Below are 17654 nucleotides of genomic sequence, written 5' to 3'. Positions count from 1 at the left end.
GGATATGAGCCGTCCGGCACGGATATGACAAAGGGCGGGGGCCTGCTTCGGCCCCCGCCCTGCGGGTCTGTATGAAATGTTACCGGCGTCCGCTCTTCAGCCGGAAGGAGCTCATCAGCTGCTTGAGCAGGTTGGCCTGGGAGGACAGCTCCTCGCTGGCCGCAGCGGACTCCTCGCTGGTGGCGGAGTTGGTCTGGACCACGGCGGAAATCTGCTCGATGCCCTCTGTAACCTGGGAGATGGCGGTGGTCTGGCTCTCCACCGCCTCCACCACAATGGACATCTTCTCGGTCACGCCGCCGGCGCTCTGGCTGGTCCGTTCCAGGGACTGAGTAACCTGGCTGACCACGCTGCTGCCCTCGTTGACGGCGGAGATGGAGTTCTCGATCAGGCCCTTGGTGGCCTTGGCGGCCTCGTCGGACTTGGTAGCCAGGTTGCGCACCTCGTCAGCGACGACGGCGAAGCCCTTGCCGGCAGCCCCCGCCCGGGCGGCCTCCACAGCGGCGTTCAGGGCCAGAATGTTGGTCTGGAAGGCGATATCCTCAATGGTGGCGATGATCTTGCCAATCTCCTCAGAGGATCTGGAGATGCGCTCCATAGCGGTATTCAGCTGCTGGACATACTCCATGCTGGCCCCCAGCTGGCTTCCGGCCTGCTCCACAAACTGGCCGGCCTCCCGGGTGGCCTGGACGGTGCGCTTGGCATTTTCAGAGATGTCGCTGACAGTAGCCGACAGCTCCTCCACCGAGCTGGCCTGCTCCGTGGCCCCCTGGGCCAGGGACTGGGCGCTGTTGGACACCTGGTCCGAGCCGGCGGACACCTGCTCGGCACTCTCTCTGATCTGGCGCATCGTGTCATTCAGGTGCTCCCCGATGCTGTCCAGAGAGTGCCGGATGGAGGCGAAATCCCCCACATAGTCCTGCTGGGCTCCGCCGGTCAGATCGCCGTTGGCGATGGCGTTCAAGACGTCAGATATCTCGCCTATGTAGCTCCGCAGGCGGCGGATGGTCTCTTCAAACATCTGCCCCAGTTCGCCCACCTCGTCGTTGGAGTGGACATTGACGTGGATCTCCTCTCCGCTGGTCAGGCCCAGGTCGCCCCGTTCCAGCCGGCTGGCCACCTGGGTGATCTCCGCCAGGGGGTGAGAGACCATTTTCTTCAAAACGGCGGCCATAATTGCGATACATACCAGGATGACGGCAATGCTCACCACTGTAGAGGCGATCACCGTCAGGAAGGTCTGGCGGGTGGCCTCAGCGCTTGAGATGCCCGCGAAGATCAGGCCGTTTACTGTCCCGTCCGCTCCCCTTGTGGGGACATAGGAGCACAGATATTCCTCATTGAGAATCCGGGCCTTGCCCACATAGGACTGCCCCCGCTGAAGCACCGTTTCAGACAGCTCGGAGGACAGCTTGGTGCCCACCACCCGTTGGCCGTTCTGCATAACGGTGGTGTAGGCCCGTCTGTCTCCCTCGAAGATAGTAAACTCACAGCCCATGCGGGTTTTCAGGTCGTCCAGCACTTTGTTCATATCCGCGTCGCTGCCGGTCTGACTGAGGACATAGGCCAGCATATTGGTGCCGTTGGTGCACCGCTCCTTCAGCATGTTGGTCGTCAGGCTGCGGAACATGGTTACGCACATGGTCACCGCAAAAAAGACTGAGACCATCTGCATAATCACGACCAGATTGCCTACCTTTTTGCCGATGCGCTTCCGCTTCTGCCCTGCTCCGCCTTTGGACATTCCTACCCTGCCCATTTTACTCACTCCAATTCCAATTTTTCAATCATAATCAGGTTTAAGAGGGAACACCCCTTATTGTACGTAATTATAGCAAGGAGCATCAGCTTTGACAAGTCCTTATTTGCTCCTTTTCCGGGGCTTTTTGCTCTTTCACCACTTGTGTTTCCCGGCAGAAAATAGTATAATGTATTATTAACGCCTATGCCCATTGGAGGTCTTTTATGGAACGCACCACCACTGTGATTTCTCCCGCCGATGTAGACAAACAGCTGGAATACTGCCGGGCTGTGGCCGGGCTGATGGCTTGGCAGCCGGGGGAGCGGCCCCTGGCCCTTGTGGACACCTACGGCTGCCAGCAGAATGAGGCCGACTCAGAGCGCCTCCGGGGTTATCTGGAGCAGATGGGCTTTGGCTTTACCAGCGACGAGGAGCAGGCCCGGATCATCGTCATCAACACCTGCGCCATCCGGGAGCACGCGGAGCAGCGGGTATTCGGCAACGTGGGGGCGCTGGTCCATCTGAAGCGCCGCCATCCGGACACCCTGATCTGTCTGTGCGGATGCATGGCCCAGCAGCCCCATGTGGTGAAAAAAATCCGGGACTCCTACCGCCACGTGGACCTGGTCTTCGGCCCCCACGTCCTGTGGAAGTTCCCGGAGATGGTCCACTCCCTCCTCACCCGGCGCAGCCGGATGTTCCTCACCCCAGACGAGCCGGGGTCCATCGCCGAGGGCATCCCGGTGGTCCGGCAGGACAAGATCCGCGCCTGGGTGTCGGTGATGTACGGCTGCAACAACTTCTGCTCCTACTGCGTGGTGCCTTACGTCCGGGGCCGGGAGCGGTCCCGAAGCCCGGAGGACATCCTGGCCGAGGTGCGCCAGCTGGCGGAGGAGGGGTATCAGGACATCACCCTTCTGGGCCAGAATGTCAACTCCTATGGCAAGGACCTGGACGAGCCCATGGACTTCGCCGACCTGCTGGAGCAGGTCAATGCCATCCCCGGGGACTTTCTCATCCGGTTTATGACCTCCCACCCCAAGGACGCCACCCAAAAGCTCTTCGAGACCATGGCCCGGTGTGAAAAGGTGGCCCCGGTGCTCCACCTGCCCTTCCAGGCGGGGAATGACCGGATTTTAAAGGTGATGAACCGACGGCACACCCGGGCGGAGTATCTGGAGAAAATCCGGGCGCTCCGGGCACTCATCCCCGATATCACCCTCACCTCCGACATCATCGTGGGCTTCCCCGGCGAGACGACAGAGGAGTTTGAGGACACCCTGCGGGTGCTGGAGGAGGTCCGGTTCGACGCCCTGTTTACCTTCATCTTCTCCCCCCGCCCCGGCACCCCGGCGGCGGAGATGGACGACCCCATGCCCCGGGAGGAGAAGCTGCAAAACTTCAACCGCCTCACCGCCCTCCAGGACGCGATCTCCGAGGAGAAGCACGCCGCCTACATCGGGAAAACGGTGCGGTGCCTCCTGGACGGCCTGTCTGACGACCAGCGCTATGACCTCACCGCCCGCACCCCCGGCAACCGCCTGGTCCGGGTGGTGGGCGACCCCTCCGCCCTGGGCCAGTTCCGGGACGTGAAAATCACAGGGGCCAACAAGTGGTCGCTGTTCGGGGAATTGGTATAACCCCCCGTCCCCCGCAGGAAAGCCTCCCTTTTTGAAGGGAGGGGAACCGCCGCCGAAGGCGGTGATGGAGGGTTTTCCCTTAACGAAACACAGTTGTCCTCGTTAAGAGAAACCCCCACCCGGCTTCGCCGGGAGCCCCCTTTGCGAAGGGGCCATTGACATCCGCATACAAGACGAAAAAGAGAGAAAGAAGGAACACCCATGCCGGAAATCACCCCTATGATGCAGCAATATCTGGACATCAAGGCCCAGAACCCGGATTCCATCCTGTTTTTCCGGCTGGGGGATTTTTACGAGATGTTCAACGAGGACGCCAAGCTGGTGTCCAAGGAGCTGGACCTGACCCTCACCACCCGGGACCGGAACAAGCCTCCCGAGCAGCGCACCCCCATGTGCGGGGTGCCCTACCACTCCGCCGACAGCTACATCGCCCGGCTCATCGCCAAGGGCTATAAAATCGCCATCTGCGAGCAGACCGAGGACCCGGCCCAGGCCAAGGGGCTGGTGGACCGGGACATCATCCGGGTGGTGACGCCGGGGACGGCCATGTCCTCCGCCATGCTGGAGGACGGCAAAAACAACTACATCTGCTCCATCTACGCCGACTCCGCCGCCTTCGCCCTGTGCCTGTGCGACATCTCCACCGGCGAGGTGTACGCCTCCTCCTTCCCCGCCGGGGAGGAGGGGCTGGGCCACTTGCAAAACGAGCTGGCCCGGTTCCACCCCGCCGAGGCGGTCCTGTCCTCGGGGGCATACAGCACCGACGGGCTGGTCCCCTATCTGAAGGAGCGGCTGGACTGCCTGTGTGAGAACGGGGGCGAGGCCCGGTTCCGCATCGGCGCCGCCCGGCCCCTGGCGGAGAAGCAGTTCAAAACCGGCCTGACCGACGTCCCGGCGGGGGACGAGGCGGTCATCCAGGCCGCCGGGGGGTTGCTGGCCTACCTTTACGAGACCCAAAAGACCGATTTGAGCCACATCTCCCAGCTGAACTACTACACCGCCGGCCAGTTTATGGAGCTGGACCTCACCGCCCGGCAGACGTTGGAGCTCACCGCCACCATGCGGGGTAAGGAGAAAAAGGGCTCCCTGCTGTGGGTGCTGGACAAGACCAAAACCGCCATGGGAGGCCGGCTCCTCCGGGGCTGGCTGGAGCGCCCCCTCCTCTCCCCGGTGCAGATTGCCCGGCGGCAGCAGGGGGTGGCCAACCTGGTGGAGGACGCCATCACCCGGGAGGAGCTCTCCCTGGCCCTCCGGGAGGTCACCGACCTGGAGCGGCTGGCCGGCCGGGTGGTCTACGGCTCCGCCGGCTGCCGGGACCTGGCCGCCCTGTCCGCCGGGCTGGGCAGGCTGCCCCACATCCGGGAATTGCTGGAGCACTGCGCCTCTCCCCTGCTCCGGGAACTGCGGGAGCAGCTGGACGACCTGCCTGAGCTGCGCGACCTGCTGGAGGTTGCCCTGCGGGACGAGGAGGAGAAGCCTCTGCCCTTCTCCGTCCGGGAGGGGGGCTTCATCCGCCCGGGCTACAACGAAACGGTGGATGGGCTCCGGGACCTGCTCACCAATGCCAACGGCCACATCATCGACATGGAGGTCAAAACCCGCGAGCAGACCGGCATCAAGAACATGAAAATCACTTCCAACAAGGTGTTTGGATACTACATCGAGGTAGCCAAGTCCCAGACCGGGCTTGTGCCCGACCACTGGACCCGGAAGCAGACCACCGTCAACGCCGAGCGGTACATCTCCCCCGAGCTGAAGGAGCTGGAGCACGCCATCCTCTCCGCCCAGGACCAGGTCACCGCCCTGGAGTATCAGCTGTTCTGCCAGCTGAAGGAGGCGGTGTGCGCTCAGGTGGACCGGCTCCAGAAAACCGCCGCCGCCGCCGCCCAGGTGGACGTCCTCCAGTCCTTCGCCAGCGTGGCCGCCGCCAACAGCTACTGTATGCCCCAGGTGGACAACTCCGACGCGGTCACCATTGTGGAGGGCCGCCACCCGGTGGTGGAAAAGATGCTCAAGGGGACCCCCTTCGTCCCCAACGACACCCACATGGACGGGGGAGACGACCTGGCCGCCATCATCACCGGCCCCAACATGGCGGGCAAGTCCACCTACATGCGCCAGGTGGCCCTCATCGTCCTCATGGCCCAGATCGGCTCCTTCGTCCCCGCCCGCTCCGCCCGGATCGGGGTGGTGGATCGGGTGTTTACCCGCATCGGGGCCAGCGACGACCTGGCTTCCGGCCAGTCCACCTTTATGGTGGAGATGACCGAGGTGGCCGCCCTGCTCCAAAACGCCACCAGCCGGTCCCTGCTCATTCTGGACGAGATCGGCCGGGGGACCTCCACCTATGACGGCATGGCCATCGCCCGGGCGGTGCTGGAGCACTGCGCCGATAAAAAGCGCCTGGGGGCCAAGACCCTCTTTGCCACCCACTACCACGAGCTCACCGCCCTGGAGGGGGCCGTCCCCGGGGTGAAGAACTACAACATCGCCGCAAAAAAGCGGGGCTCCGACGTGATTTTCCTGCGGAAGATCGTCCGGGGCGGGGCCGACCAGAGCTACGGCGTGGAGGTTGCCAGACTGGCCGGGGTACCCGACCGGGTGGTCCGCCGGGCCCGCCAGATTCTGGAGGAGCTGGAATCGGGTGCAGGGGGCGACACCCCTGGCTCGTTATCCAATCGTTCTATGCGGGCCGCCGGGTCGTCGGCCCCTACCGTCTTACGGGGCGGCGCAGAGGCCGCCCCCTACGGGGACCAGGTGTCCCTGGGGGACATCGGCGGCGAGACCGTCCTGAAAAAGCTGCGCATGACTGATGTGAATATCCTCTCCCCTATCGAGGCGCTCAACCTCCTGGCAGAATTGAAGCAGGACCTGAACGGGGGATAACCCCCTGCCCTCCGCAGCACAAAGCCTCCCTTCGTGAAGGGAGGTGGCACGGCGCAGCCGTGACGGAGGGTTTTCCAATCGAAAACGCACCTGTTTCTTGGGGAAAACCCCCACCCGGCTTCGCCGGGAGCCCCCTTCGCGAAGGGGGCCTTGGGGCCGCCTCCGAGCGGGATGAAAGGAATGATACTATGAAGCACGCACGGCTTCTCCTCCTGTCCCTCTGCCTGCTCCTAGCCGCCTGCGGACAGAAGCTCGCGGAAAATCCCCCAGAGACCGACCTGTCGAAACCTCCAGCCGTCTCTGAGCCCGCGCCCAATATATCGGAGCCGGACGTCTCCGACCCTGACCGATCCGGGTCGGTGCTCCTCGCCCCACTCACCGCGGAGGATCTGGCCGCCGCCCACCAGGCCGCTCTGGACTACTACCAGGGCACCATCTTTACCGTAGACACCCTCACCGAGATCGAGCCCCGTCAGGGGGAGGTTGCCTTTCAGGTCTCCTGCTCCAAAGGCGGCGTGAAGGTGGACCCGGACCGGACCATCTGGCTGGAGCGGCAGGACGGAGTCTGGACCGTAATCAGCGAGGGGTATTGACCATACTTCACGGACCCGCGCCAGCCGGCCCTTATCATCGCGCTGGACGCACTGCAATTCAGAACCGTGTATCCGCAGGGTGTTGCCCCCGGGCACGCCGGTTCAGGAACAGAAAGAGGGTGGATTCATGCCAAACATTTCCGTGCCAGACCCCCGCGAGGCCGGCCCAACCGCCGCTCCGGCGGAGGAGGTCTGCCAGACCCTGGACGTCCTGAAGAACACCGGCCTTGTCATAGAGGCGGAGGACTCCACCCCCGAGCAGCTTGCAGGCCAGGGCTTTCAGCCGCTGCCCAGAGAGGTCTTTGCCCATGTCTCCGGGATGCTTCAGCCCGTCTCGGGCCTGCTCGCCAGCCGGGCGGCCCAGAACTCCTATGCCAACACCTTCGCCGGGGCCTACCGCCTGCTTATCCCGAAGGAGCTGTCAGGCCTGTCCCGGGCGGAGGTCAAAAAGCTCATCGACCAGTTCGGCCCAAGCGCCGAGTCCATGATTTTCAGGGGTCCCAACGGCAGAATCGCCGGCCACGGCGGAGTGCAAAAAATAGAGACCCCCAGCCTGCAGCCCCTGAACATCATGCACATCGCCTTTTCTGCCGCCTCGGTGGTGACCAACCAGTACTTTTTGTGCCGCATCGACCAGAAGCTGGAGGCCATTCAGGGCCAGATATCGGAGATTTTGAAGCATTTGGAGCGCGGCAAGCGGAACAAGCTGCGGGCCAATCTGGAGACGCTTCAATCCTATTATCCCAGGCTGACCGCCCTGTCCGGCGGCAGTCCGATCCAGCTTCTCTCCGCCATCACCGAGATACAGGACATCAAGCGGGAGACGCTGGCCTTCCTCTATGACTACCAGGAGGAGTCCCAGCTGGTCCAGCCCGTCAAAAGGAAGGACCGGGAGGAGGCTTGTCAAAGGGAGCGAAAGACGCTCCAGCTCTATTACTACGCCCTGTACACCTACGAGCTGGCCGTCATCGAGGAGCTCCTGCTGACCCAGAGCACAGACAGCGCCAGCCTTCAGGAGGCACGGCGAAGGCTGCTGGAGCTGACGAAGACATTCCGCCAAATCTATATGCAAAAAGCTTTCAGCCCGCGGCTTGGCCTGCGTGCCTCAGAGCAGTATGTCATAGATGTGTCAAGCAACAGCATCCGTATGCAGCGGCCATGGCCGGACTATCTGGACAAGGCTGTCCTGGGACTGGACCAGCTGGACCGACAGCTCAACAGTCCTATGGAGCTGGTGGTGACTGGAGAGCAGATCTACACCAGGTATTTGGAGGACCCGGCCCCGCAGGAGGGGCAGAACCGGAGGTAATCGATGTCAACCATTCAAGTTTTAGACCCCCACGTGGCCGACCTGATCGCCGCCGGCGAGGTGGTGGAGCGGCCGGCCAGCGTGGTCAAGGAGCTGATGGAGAACGCCATCGACGCCGGCGCCTCCGCTGTGACGGTGGAAATCAGTCACGGCGGCCTCACCTTCCTCCGGGTGACTGACGACGGAACGGGCATCCCGGCCTCAGAGCTGAAAACCGCCTTCCTCCGCCACGCCACCAGCAAGCTGCGCACCGAGTATGACCTGGAGGCCATCGGCACCCTGGGCTTCCGGGGGGAGGCTCTGGCCGCCATCGCCGCCGTCTCCCGGGTGGAGGTGCTCTCCCGGAGGGCCGACGCCCAGCTGGGAGCCTCCCTCAGGCTGGAGGGGGGTGTCTCCGGCGAGCTCGAGGAGGCCGGCTGCCCCCTGGGCACTACCATGGTGGTCCGGGACCTGTTTTTCAACACCCCGGCAAGGCTGAAATTCATGAAAAAGGACGCCGCCGAGGGCGCCGCCGTCTTTGCTGTGGTGCAGAGAACTGCCCTGTCCCACCCGGAGGTGTCCGTCAAGTTTATCCGGGACGGCAGGCAGGAGCTGCTCACCCCCGGTGACGGCCAGCTGAAAAGCGCCGTCTACGCCGTGCTGGGCCGGGAGCTGGCCCTGGGCTTCCGGGAGGTCAAGGCCGCCGGGGAGGACATGTCGGTGGAGGGCTTCGTGTCTATGCCCGCCTGCTGCCGGGCCAGCCGGGGCTGGCAGTTCTTCTTCGTCAACGGCCGGCAGGTGAAGTCCCCCCTGATGACAGCCGCCCTGGAGGAGGCCTATAAAAACCAGCGGATGGTGGGCAAATTTCCGGGGTGCGTCCTCCATCTAAAGACTAAGCTCAACGCTGTGGATGTAAACGTCCACCCCGCCAAGACCGAGGTGAAGTTCGGCACAGAGCGGGCGGTGTTCTCCGCGGTGTACCACGCCGTACTGTCCGCCCTGGAGAGAGACTCCTCTCACCCCCAGGCGGTGCTGAAAAATACCGAGCTCCCCGGGGTGTGGAGACAGGACACCGTGACAGAGAATCAACTGCGCATCGGTGGTGCTCCCGCCTCCCCCTTTATGGGGGAGGTGGCCCGGAGGGCCGGAGGGGGCCCTCTCAGTCAGCCTGCGGCTGACAACACCCCCAGAGGGGAGGCCAGACGTCCCCTCCCCACCGTCGTCCGTGTCCACGACAGCGCCTATACGCCGCCCGTCCCGACGCAGCGGCAAAAGCCTCCTTTTGAAGGGAGGCACCCCAGTACACAAACCGGGGCAGAGGACTATACGCCCCAGGGCGGGACAGAAAAGGTAAAACAAATTTACCAACCCCCGGCCGCCCCCCACAGCTCGACTCCGCCGAACGCAATCCCCAGTCAGCCCTCGGCGGACAGCACCCCTCAGAAGGAGCCTCTGCCGCCGGAGACGGTGACGGAGGGAGTCCCCGAGCTCCCCTGGCGCGTCGCCGGGGAGGTGCTGAACACCTATATCATCGTGGAGCGGGGGGAGACGGTCTATTTCATCGACAAGCACGCCGCCCACGAGCGGATGAACTTCGACCGGATGAAGGCCGCAGGGTACGACCCCATGGCCCAGACCCTGCTCACCCCGGTCGTCTGCCGGCTGTCTCCGGCCCAGCGGGAGGTCCTGCTGGAGCACCGTCCCCTGCTGGAGGAGTTCGGCTTTGAGGCGGACGAGCTGGGGAGCGACCTGGCGGTGCGTCAGGCCCCCTTCGACGTGGACGCAGCTGACATCCCTGCCGCCCTGGAGGAGCTGGCCCAGAAGCTGCTCACCGCCGGCTCCGCCGACCCCGCCGCCGCCCGGGACGAGCTGCTCCACACCATGGCCTGCAAGGCGGCCATCAAGGGGGGCTGGCACTCCAGCCCTCAGGAGCTGGAGCGGGTGGCCGGGGCCGTCATGTCCGGACAGGTAAAGTACTGCCCACACGGCCGGCCGGTGGCCATTGAGCTGACCCGCAGGGAGCTGGAAAAGCAGTTTAAGCGGGCATGAGCGTGTTTTGGCGGAAAATAGGCGGATATTATCCGCCCGCAGTTTAAGGAATGGCCTGATGGATGCTAAAGGCAGGAAAACGGTGCGCCGGGGTCGTCGCGCCCTACCGCCGGTCCCCCGAAGCCCGCATGTAAGGCGGGACGACCCGGCCCGCCGGCAAGCGAAAAAAGGAGGTCTCCATGTCCTGGAACAGTTCTCTCTATGAGTACCACAAGAAATACGGCGGGCAGCTCCTGGCCGGTGAGGATGACGACGGCCTGCTGGTCTTTACCTGGAAGGACCGGCCCCTGGCGGTGGACCTGCTTCGGGCCAACGGCCGGTACGGCCCCTACTGCCACGTCCAGGCACGCATCCCCGTCACCCTGGGCAAGCCCTACCGGCTGACAATAGGTCCGAAAAAGACGCTGTCCGGCGGGGTGAACTCAGTTTTGCGGGCGGTGCCCGGCCTGCCCAACGGCGGCCTCCTCCCGGCGGACTTCGGCTTCCCCGAGGTCACCAAAAAGCGGCTGATCCGCTCGGACAACTACGACTTCACCAAGCTGGTGCTGGGCAGCCTGGACTTCCGCAACGCCCTGCTGGCCTGCCCCGAGGACCGGGTGGAGGTCCGCCCCGGCCCGGGGGAGGAGGGTCTGCACCTCATCACCGTCACCACTGATGCCAGCCTGGACAGCACGGGCGGCAGCTGGTATGTGGGAAGCGTGGCCGATACCGCCGGCCAGGAGGTCAAGGACCGGGCCTCTCAGGAGGTTTTGGACGAGTTCTTCCCCCGGATGGACCGCTTCCTGGACCTGATCCGGGCCGCCTATAACGCCGTCACTCAGTGGCGGATGCCGGTGTGAAGGCCTCCAGCATGAGCCGGACACCCAGAGAAAAGCCCTCCTGGAAACAGCGGAAGCTCTGACGGTCGTCCCGCTCGTCCCCCAGTTCCATCAGACGCTCCATAAATTCGTCACCGAACATCCTTTGCACCTTATTTAATTCAGTGAACAGCTGTTTTCGCAGTTTTTCGTCCTGTTTTACGGTAATATCGTATTCACCGCTGTATAATTTATAGAGTAAACTGTCCATATGTGCGCCTCCGTTTATTAGCTATTTATTAAGCCCATTATATTAGCAATTTATTAATTTGTCAAGGGGGTTTTTTGTGTTTGACCCAATTCTTTTTGGCAACAGACTGCGTGAGCTACGGGAAAGTCGTGGCGAAAAGCAGCCTGCAATAGCCGAGGCCCTAGGTATTACAGTTCCTCAAATCAGTGATTTAGAAAATGGCAAAAAAGGGACTACTCTCTCAAGATTTGCCTTAATCTGTGAGTACTACAACGTCTCCGCCGATTACCTGTTGGGGCTCACCGATGACCCGAAGCCCTGCAAGAGACGGAAAAAAGGCTCCTTTTGAAAGGAGCTGTCGGCGAAGCCGACTGAGGATTGTGTTTCGCGGAGCGAAACGTATGAAATAAACAGGATTTGCAGGAATTTGTTTGCTCCGCATATTTCGCCTGCGGCGAAATGCAATCCTCCGTCATCCGCTTCGCGGATGCCACCTCCTTTCACTGCGCAGCCGTTGGCGCCTCTGCCGCCTTACGGATGCGGCGTCCCCCTTGCGGGGAAAAGGAGGCTTTTGGATGTACCCTTCGGCCTTCTGGAAAACTGAATACAAAATCTCTCCGTACCTCTTGCATACTCCAGGGCGGCTGTGGTATACTGAACACAGCCGATATGGGTAGGCACGTCTGTGGGATCACAGGCAAACCCCCGGAGAGGTAGCTGCTCTCCGGGGGTTTTTTATGCCTACCGTCCTTTTGTTTGTCTGTCCAGCCACCGGCACACAAAGTAGCCGATAATATGTGCGGTAACAGACACAAAAATTTGGGTAAGCACTTCCATAAGGATCACCTCCTTCCCTTTAGCAGGAAGGGAAAAGGACGGTATCTCCATTGTACTATATTTCGACCCTATCTGCAAGGAGGTGAGATCATGTCTTCCAAGGTCTTAGTCATCACCGGCCCCACGGCGTCGGGCAAGACGGCGCTGGCGGTGGAGCTGGCCAAACGGCACAGCGGCGAGGTAATTTCCGCCGACTCCATGCAGATCTACCGCCGCATGGACATCGGCACGGCCAAGCCGACGGCGGAGGAGATGGGGGGCGTCCCCCACCACATGATCGACGTGGCCGACCCGGAGGAGGACTTCTCCGTCGCCCGGTATGTGGACATGGCGGCGGCCTGTGTGGAGGGCGTGCTCTCCCGGGGGAAGCTGCCCATTCTGGCGGGGGGCACGGGGCTGTACATCGACTCTCTTCTCTCCGGCCGGACCTTCGCCGCCTTCGACGAGCGGAGCCCCCTCCGCGCCCAGCTGGAGGAGCGGTACGCCCGGGCGGGGGGGCAGGCCCTCCTACAGGAGCTGGCCAAGGCCGACCCGGACGCCGCCGCCCGCCTCCACCCCAACGACGGCAAGCGGATTGTCCGGGCTCTGGAGGTGTGGCTGACCACCGGCAGGACCATCACGGAGCACAACCGGGAGACAAGGAGCCTCCCGCCCCGATACCACGCCCTCACCCTTACCCTGGACTTTCAGCGCCGGGAGGACATGTGGGACCGCATTGACCGCCGGGTGGATGCCATGATGGAGGCCGGGTTGGAGACAGAGGTCCGGGAGCTGCTGGGCAGCGGAGTGCCGGAGCGGTGCACCGCCATGCAGGCCATCGGCTATAAGGAGATGGCCGCCGCGATTCAGGGGGATGGGGACATCCGGGCCGCCGCTGAGGAAATTAAATTGCGCTCCCGGCAGTACGCCAAGCGCCAACGCACCTGGTTCCGGCGAAATCAGGCGGCCAAAATTCTGCTCTGGGGTCCTGTCCCAAATTTTACAGACATCCTACAGCGTTCGACAACCTATTTGGAAGAATTTGGTATATGATAGTGCCATTCAGACAGGGTCCGCCCTGTCTAAAAGAAAGAAGAGGTGCTACATATGCCAACCACACAGAAAATCAACAACCTCCAGGAGATCTTTCTCACCCAGGCCCGCCGGGAGCGGCGGATGGTCACCATGTTCCTGATGAACGGCTTCCAGATGCGGGGCCAGATCACCGGCTTCGACGCCTTCACCGTTGTGCTCACCAGCGACGGCAAGCAGCAGATCATCTATAAGCACGCCATCTCCACCATTGTCCCCGAGCGGCCCGTGCCCCTGGGCGAGCCGGGGGAGAGCGACATGCAGGGCGCATAACATGCGCCCGCCGCCTCTCCGCTTCTTTGTTCCGGGCGGAGCATATCCGCCCCTGACGCTACCTTACGCAGAAAGAGAGAACCCTGATGAAGCAAGGAAAACCCCTTATTACCTTTGTCGTCCTGCTCTTTGCCACCGTCATCGTCATCTATATAGGCTTCTATGTCTTTAACGCTATGGACGAGCCCTACCAGACCGCTCAGGTCTACGCCTACACCGCCCACGACAGCGTGCCGGCGGAGGGGCTGGTCATCCGCCAGGCTCAGGTCATCTCCGCCCCCTCCGGCATTCTGGAGGTTACCCGGGCGGAGGGGGAGAAGGTGGGAGCGGGACAGCAGCTCGCCCTGGTCTATCAGAACAGCCAGGCTCAGGCCGACCAGGCTGTCATTGAGGAGCTGGAGATGGAGATCGAGCTGCTTGAGAAGTCCATCGCCCAGTCGGGCGACCTGGAGTCCGCCGCCCAGCTGGACGAGGATATCCTCCAGGCGGTGGTGACCCTCCGGGCCTCCTACACCCAGGGGGATTACACCCAGCTGCGGACGCAGGTGCTGGGGGTGAAGAGCAGCGTGCTCAAGCGGGGCTACACCTATGGCGAGGGCCTGACCGCCGAGGAGCTGTCCCTCCGGCTCCAGGAGCTGCGCGGACAGCTCTCCGCCCTGAACCGGCAGTCCGCCCGGGCCACCACCCGGGTCAACGCCCCCGTGCCCGGGGTGTTCTCCAACCTGGTGGACGGCTATGAGTCCCGGCTCACCCCGGAGAGTGTCAAGGAGCTCACCCCCACCGCCCTCCAGGAGCTGATCGACAGCCCCGCCGGAGAGGACAGCGGGGCCCTGGGCAAGCTGCTCACCTCCGAGACCTGGTATTTTGCCGCTAACCTGCCCAGGAGCACGGCGGAGCGGCTGGTTGAGGGCCGGACGGCCACCCTCCGCTTTTCCGGCGAGCTGAACCGGGACGTGACCATGCTGGTGGACCGGCTCGGCCCTACCGAGGGGGGCACCACTCTGGTGGTCTTTTCTTCCAACCGCTACCTGGCCCTCACCACCCTGCTGCGCCACCAGACCGCCGAGCTGATCTTCGAGAGCTGGTCCGGCCTGCGCATTCCCAAGGAGGCCCTGCGGCTGATTGCCCCTCCCCCCGCCGGGACAGAGGACGGCTCCTCTTCCGCCTCTGCCTCCACGCAGAGGCTGGGGGTGTATGCCCTGGTCAACGGCCGCAGCGAGTTCCGGGAGGTGGAAATTATCCACGAGGGCAGCGACTACTATGTGGTCCGCTCCGTGGGCGCCGGCCGGAAAATCCTCCGGGCCGGCGACACCATCATCACCCACGGCACCGGCCTGACTGACGGTATGCTGATTGAGGGGTAACCATTTTCCGTCCCCCGCAGGGCCAAGGCTCCTTTTCTCCGCAAGGGGGACGCCGCATCCGTAAGGCGGCAAAGCGCCAACGGCCGCGCAGTGAAAGGGGCTCCGCCCGGAGGGCGGTGGGGATTGCGTTTCTGTTTGTAGGGCGCGACGACCTCGGCGTGCCGCCGAATCAGCAAATACACGGCGGGCCGAGTCGTCCCGCCCTACAGAGACGTCCCGCCGCAGCGAAAAAGGCCCCTTTTCCCTACGGGGGACGAAGGATTCTATCATATAGAGAGAAGGCAATACTATGGACCTGTCCCAGAATATACAAGCTGTGCGGGAGAAAATTGCCGCCGCCGCCCGGGCGGCGGGCCGGGACCCGGGGGAGGTCTCCCTGTGCGCCGCCACCAAAACTCAGACTGACGAGGCCATCCGGGCCGCCATTGCCGCAGGCGTGGAAATCTGTGGGGAAAACCGGGTGCAGGAGCTCACCGCCCATCTGGAGGCCAATGCCTACGCTGGGGCGGACGTCCACTTCATCGGCCATCTCCAGACCAACAAGGTGCGCCAGGTGGTGGGCAGGGTGTCCCTCATCCACTCGGTAGACTCCGACCGGCTGCTCCGGGCAATCGCCGCTCAGGCGGACAAGCTGGGCATTGTCCAAGACATCCTGCTGGAGGTGAACATCGCCGGAGAGGAGAGCAAGGGGGGCGTATCCCCTGCAGACCTGCCCGCCCTGGCGGAGCTGGCCCGGAGCCTCGGCGGCGTCAGGCTCCGGGGACTGATGGCAATCCCGCCTGTTTCAACGGTTTCCGGGGAAAACAGGAAATATTTTTCCCAAATGAGAAATCTTTTTGTTGACATAATGAAGAAAATATCGGATAATTATCCTGTTATGGATTCTCTATCTATGGGCATGAGCGCCGATTACGAGGACGCCATCGCGGAGGGCGCCACCCTGGTCCGGGTGGGCACCGCACTTTTTGGGCCCCGGCCTCCCATGGGTACTGCCCGCTGACATATTTTACTATTTGGAAAGAGGAGCGAAACTGATGGGAATTTTTGACGAGTTTAAGCGGCTGGCCCACCCCTATGAGGATGAGGACGAGGACGACTATGATGATTTTGACATTTCCCCCCGCCCGGTAGAGCGCCGGGAGCGGGACCAGCGCGTGGACCGCGCGCCCCGGGACAGCGGCTACGGCAGCAGCTACAGCACCCCCGCCCCCGAGGACGACCGCCGGAGCAACAAGGTGGTCAACATCCGGGCGGCCACCCAGCTCCAGGTGGTGCTGGTAAAGCCTGAACGCTTTGAGGACGCCTCCTCCATCGCCGACCACCTGCGGGAGAAGCGCACCGTGGTGCTGAACCTGGAGTCCACCAACGGCGAGATCGCCCGCCGCCTGCTGGACTTCCTGGCCGGGGTGTCCTACGCTCAGGAGGGCAAAATCAAGAAGGTGGCCATCTCCACCTACATCATCACCCCCTACAACGTGGATATCCTGGGCGACCTTATTGATGAGTTGGAGAACAACGGGCTGTATTTTTAACACTGACAACTCCTGTTTTCAGGGGCGGATATCCTCCGCCCGCCGGGTGCCGGTCTGTTTTACCGGGCGGATCATGTCCGTCCCTATGTAGAGATTTTGGGGGATTACTATGCTTACACCACAGGAAGTATCCGAGCGCGCCTTCCAGAAGGCCTCCTTCGGTGGATATAACATGTCTCAGGTGGACGAGTTTCTGGACATCCTCACCGGGGACTACTCCGCACTGTTCAACGAGAACATGGTTCTGAAAAACAAGATGAAGGTGCTGGTGGACAAGGTGGAGGAGTACCGCTCCACCGAGGAGGCCATGCGCAAAGCCCTGATGGCCGCCCAGCGGATGGCCGACGACCTGGTCCAGGAGGCCGAGCGGAAAAAGGCCGAGATGCTGGCCCAGGCGGAGAAGGAGCTGCGGGACCGCCAGGGCACCATCGCCCGGGATATGCAGGCGGAGGAGTACCGCCTGAAGCGGGCTCAGCAGGAGACCGCCGCCTATGTGGAGAAGGTCCGCGCCCTTCATGTCCAGGAGGAGCAGCTCCTCTCCCAGCTGGAGGAGCTCTATCCCCCCGAGACCAAGCCCAGCCTGGACCCGGTGGAGGAGAAGGCCTCCGAGATTGACGACAACGTGCAGCGCCTTCTGGCCCAGGCTATGGAGGACGCTGCCGCCGAAAATCTGCGGGCGAAGGCCGCCGCGGAGGAGGAGCCCCGTGACATGTCCGACACCGCCGAGTTCCCCCCTCCCGGTCAGGAGGAGGACTGCGACGAGGAGGACGACTGCCCTCCCGAGGACGAGGACGACGACCGCTCCGCCGCCGGCAGCCGCATCAGCTTCGGCGAGCTGCAATTCGGCCGGGATTACGAGATCACCTGAGCGGCCGTTTCGTAAAAACGAATTTGTAGTTGTTTCATCCTGCCCCGCATAGTATGACATAGAGATTTGCGTGCCTGGAAATGGCTTTCAATGGAGTTTTCCAGCCATAACAGCATATGTGGAGGTAACACATAATGTATATGAATGCAGAGACGAAGGCTTCTCTGGAGCGAATCCTGGGGAGGCCTCTTGAAGAGATATCGGCAATGGACTTTGAGGAGGAGGTCCGATTTGTGGAGGAAAAAACGAAAAAACCGCTGATTTTTTCCAAAACCACCGACCCCCGCATCAATGGGCGGGGGAACCCCCTCCTTGTTCGCAGAAGAATTGTAACCATGCAGGATGTAGACAAAAAAATGTCGGAGTTGAAGTAATTGGATACAACAATGAAGTCCTGCAAACAAAAGTCAAGCCCTAAAATGGAAAAATTTTGAGTGGGTGAAAAAGGGAACAACAAACTAAGCC

Annotated in this window: 16 protein-coding genes; 14 read left to right on the top strand and 2 right to left on the bottom strand. The window is 62.5% G+C overall.

Annotated elements, in window-relative coordinates:
• Positions 1-79 precede the first annotated feature (79 nt).
• Positions 80-1759, bottom strand: coding sequence for a methyl-accepting chemotaxis protein (locus tag D1641_RS12665; RefSeq protein ID WP_160666267.1), 1680 nt, complete (start codon positions 1757-1759; stop codon positions 80-82).
• A gap of 206 nt (positions 1760-1965) precedes the next feature.
• Here D1641_RS12665 and miaB point away from each other — a divergent pair, with 206 nt between their 5' ends.
• From miaB to D1641_RS12635, 6 genes are all read left to right on the top strand, one after another.
• Positions 1966-3381, top strand: a complete 1416-nt coding sequence (gene miaB / locus D1641_RS12660; protein ID WP_160666265.1) for a tRNA (N6-isopentenyl adenosine(37)-C2)-methylthiotransferase MiaB — start codon at positions 1966-1968, stop codon at positions 3379-3381.
• 201 nt (positions 3382-3582) lie between these two features.
• On the top strand, positions 3583-6267 hold the full coding sequence (mutS, locus tag D1641_RS12655) for a DNA mismatch repair protein MutS (RefSeq protein ID WP_160666263.1): 2685 nt from the start codon (positions 3583-3585) through the stop codon (positions 6265-6267).
• A gap of 188 nt (positions 6268-6455) precedes the next feature.
• Positions 6456-6860 carry a hypothetical protein gene (locus D1641_RS12650; RefSeq protein WP_160666261.1) on the top strand — a complete coding sequence of 135 codons (405 nt, stop codon included), beginning with the start codon at positions 6456-6458 and terminating at the stop codon, positions 6858-6860.
• Positions 6861-6987: 127 nt separating this feature from the next.
• Positions 6988-8169, top strand: coding sequence for a hypothetical protein (locus tag D1641_RS12645; protein WP_160666259.1), 1182 nt, complete (start codon positions 6988-6990; stop codon positions 8167-8169).
• A gap of 3 nt (positions 8170-8172) precedes the next feature.
• Positions 8173-10197, top strand: a complete 2025-nt coding sequence (mutL, locus tag D1641_RS12640; protein ID WP_160666257.1) for a DNA mismatch repair endonuclease MutL — start codon at positions 8173-8175, stop codon at positions 10195-10197.
• A gap of 179 nt (positions 10198-10376) precedes the next feature.
• A complete protein-coding gene (locus tag D1641_RS12635; RefSeq protein ID WP_160666255.1) occupies positions 10377-11036 on the top strand; it encodes a hypothetical protein in 660 nt (219 codons plus the stop codon).
• On the opposite strand, the gene D1641_RS12630 is transcribed toward D1641_RS12635, so the two are convergent.
• Entirely contained in the window at positions 11011-11265 is a 255-nt protein-coding gene (locus tag D1641_RS12630; RefSeq protein WP_160666253.1) for a DUF6809 family protein, read from the bottom strand. The genes D1641_RS12635 and D1641_RS12630 overlap by 26 nt on opposite strands.
• A gap of 76 nt (positions 11266-11341) precedes the next feature.
• On the opposite strand from D1641_RS12630, the gene D1641_RS12625 reads away from it, so the two are divergent.
• The 8 genes from D1641_RS12625 to D1641_RS12590 all read left to right on the top strand — a co-directional run bounded on the left by D1641_RS12625 (position 11342) and on the right by D1641_RS12590 (position 17563).
• Positions 11342-11593: a helix-turn-helix transcriptional regulator gene (locus tag D1641_RS12625; RefSeq protein WP_160666250.1), complete on the top strand. Its 252-nt coding sequence runs from the start codon at positions 11342-11344 to the stop codon at positions 11591-11593.
• A 578-nt stretch (positions 11594-12171) separates the two neighbouring features.
• Positions 12172-13113, top strand: coding sequence for a tRNA (adenosine(37)-N6)-dimethylallyltransferase MiaA (gene miaA / locus D1641_RS12620; RefSeq protein WP_160666248.1), 942 nt, complete (start codon positions 12172-12174; stop codon positions 13111-13113).
• Positions 13114-13167: 54 nt separating this feature from the next.
• Positions 13168-13425 carry an RNA chaperone Hfq gene (hfq, locus tag D1641_RS12615; RefSeq protein WP_160666247.1) on the top strand — a complete coding sequence of 86 codons (258 nt, stop codon included), beginning with the start codon at positions 13168-13170 and terminating at the stop codon, positions 13423-13425.
• A gap of 86 nt (positions 13426-13511) precedes the next feature.
• Entirely contained in the window at positions 13512-14789 is a 1278-nt protein-coding gene (locus D1641_RS12610; RefSeq protein ID WP_160666245.1) for an HlyD family efflux transporter periplasmic adaptor subunit, read from the top strand.
• A gap of 289 nt (positions 14790-15078) precedes the next feature.
• Positions 15079-15789, top strand: coding sequence for a YggS family pyridoxal phosphate-dependent enzyme (locus tag D1641_RS12605; protein ID WP_160666243.1), 711 nt, complete (start codon positions 15079-15081; stop codon positions 15787-15789).
• Positions 15790-15823: 34 nt separating this feature from the next.
• Positions 15824-16321, top strand: coding sequence for a cell division protein SepF (locus D1641_RS12600; RefSeq protein ID WP_160666241.1), 498 nt, complete (start codon positions 15824-15826; stop codon positions 16319-16321).
• 109 nt (positions 16322-16430) lie between these two features.
• Complete coding sequence (locus tag D1641_RS12595; RefSeq protein WP_160666239.1) at positions 16431-17189, top strand: DivIVA domain-containing protein; 759 nt, start codon at positions 16431-16433, stop codon at positions 17187-17189.
• Between the two features lie 134 nt (positions 17190-17323).
• Positions 17324-17563: a hypothetical protein gene (locus tag D1641_RS12590; protein ID WP_160666237.1), complete on the top strand. Its 240-nt coding sequence runs from the start codon at positions 17324-17326 to the stop codon at positions 17561-17563.
• Positions 17564-17654: the final 91 nt, after the last annotated feature.

The sequence above is a fragment of the Colidextribacter sp. OB.20 genome (genome assembly GCF_009911595.1).
Taxonomy (GTDB): Bacteria; Bacillota; Clostridia; order Oscillospirales; family Oscillospiraceae; genus Lawsonibacter.
The sequence above is the reverse complement of the archived record's forward strand: the minus strand, read 5'-3'. Positions and strand labels throughout refer to the sequence as shown.

Bases quoted from the DNA above. Each gene is read 5' to 3' on its own strand.
- D1641_RS12665 (WP_160666267.1), bottom strand. From the start codon at position 1,759: ATGGGCAGGGTAGGAATGTCCAAAGGCGGAGCAGGGCAGAAGCGGAAG.
- miaB (WP_160666265.1), top strand. From the start codon at position 1,966: ATGGAACGCACCACCACTGTGATTTCTCCCGCCGATGTAGACAAACAG.
- mutS (WP_160666263.1), top strand. From the start codon at position 3,583: ATGCCGGAAATCACCCCTATGATGCAGCAATATCTGGACATCAAGGCC.
- D1641_RS12650 (WP_160666261.1), top strand. From the start codon at position 6,456: ATGAAGCACGCACGGCTTCTCCTCCTGTCCCTCTGCCTGCTCCTAGCC.
- D1641_RS12645 (WP_160666259.1), top strand. From the start codon at position 6,988: ATGCCAAACATTTCCGTGCCAGACCCCCGCGAGGCCGGCCCAACCGCC.
- mutL (WP_160666257.1), top strand. From the start codon at position 8,173: ATGTCAACCATTCAAGTTTTAGACCCCCACGTGGCCGACCTGATCGCC.
- D1641_RS12635 (WP_160666255.1), top strand. From the start codon at position 10,377: ATGTCCTGGAACAGTTCTCTCTATGAGTACCACAAGAAATACGGCGGG.
- D1641_RS12630 (WP_160666253.1), bottom strand. From the start codon at position 11,265: ATGGACAGTTTACTCTATAAATTATACAGCGGTGAATACGATATTACC.
- miaA (WP_160666248.1), top strand. From the start codon at position 12,172: ATGTCTTCCAAGGTCTTAGTCATCACCGGCCCCACGGCGTCGGGCAAG.
- hfq (WP_160666247.1), top strand. From the start codon at position 13,168: ATGCCAACCACACAGAAAATCAACAACCTCCAGGAGATCTTTCTCACC.
- D1641_RS12610 (WP_160666245.1), top strand. From the start codon at position 13,512: ATGAAGCAAGGAAAACCCCTTATTACCTTTGTCGTCCTGCTCTTTGCC.
- D1641_RS12605 (WP_160666243.1), top strand. From the start codon at position 15,079: ATGGACCTGTCCCAGAATATACAAGCTGTGCGGGAGAAAATTGCCGCC.
- D1641_RS12600 (WP_160666241.1), top strand. From the start codon at position 15,824: ATGGGAATTTTTGACGAGTTTAAGCGGCTGGCCCACCCCTATGAGGAT.
- D1641_RS12595 (WP_160666239.1), top strand. From the start codon at position 16,431: ATGCTTACACCACAGGAAGTATCCGAGCGCGCCTTCCAGAAGGCCTCC.
- D1641_RS12590 (WP_160666237.1), top strand. From the start codon at position 17,324: ATGTATATGAATGCAGAGACGAAGGCTTCTCTGGAGCGAATCCTGGGG.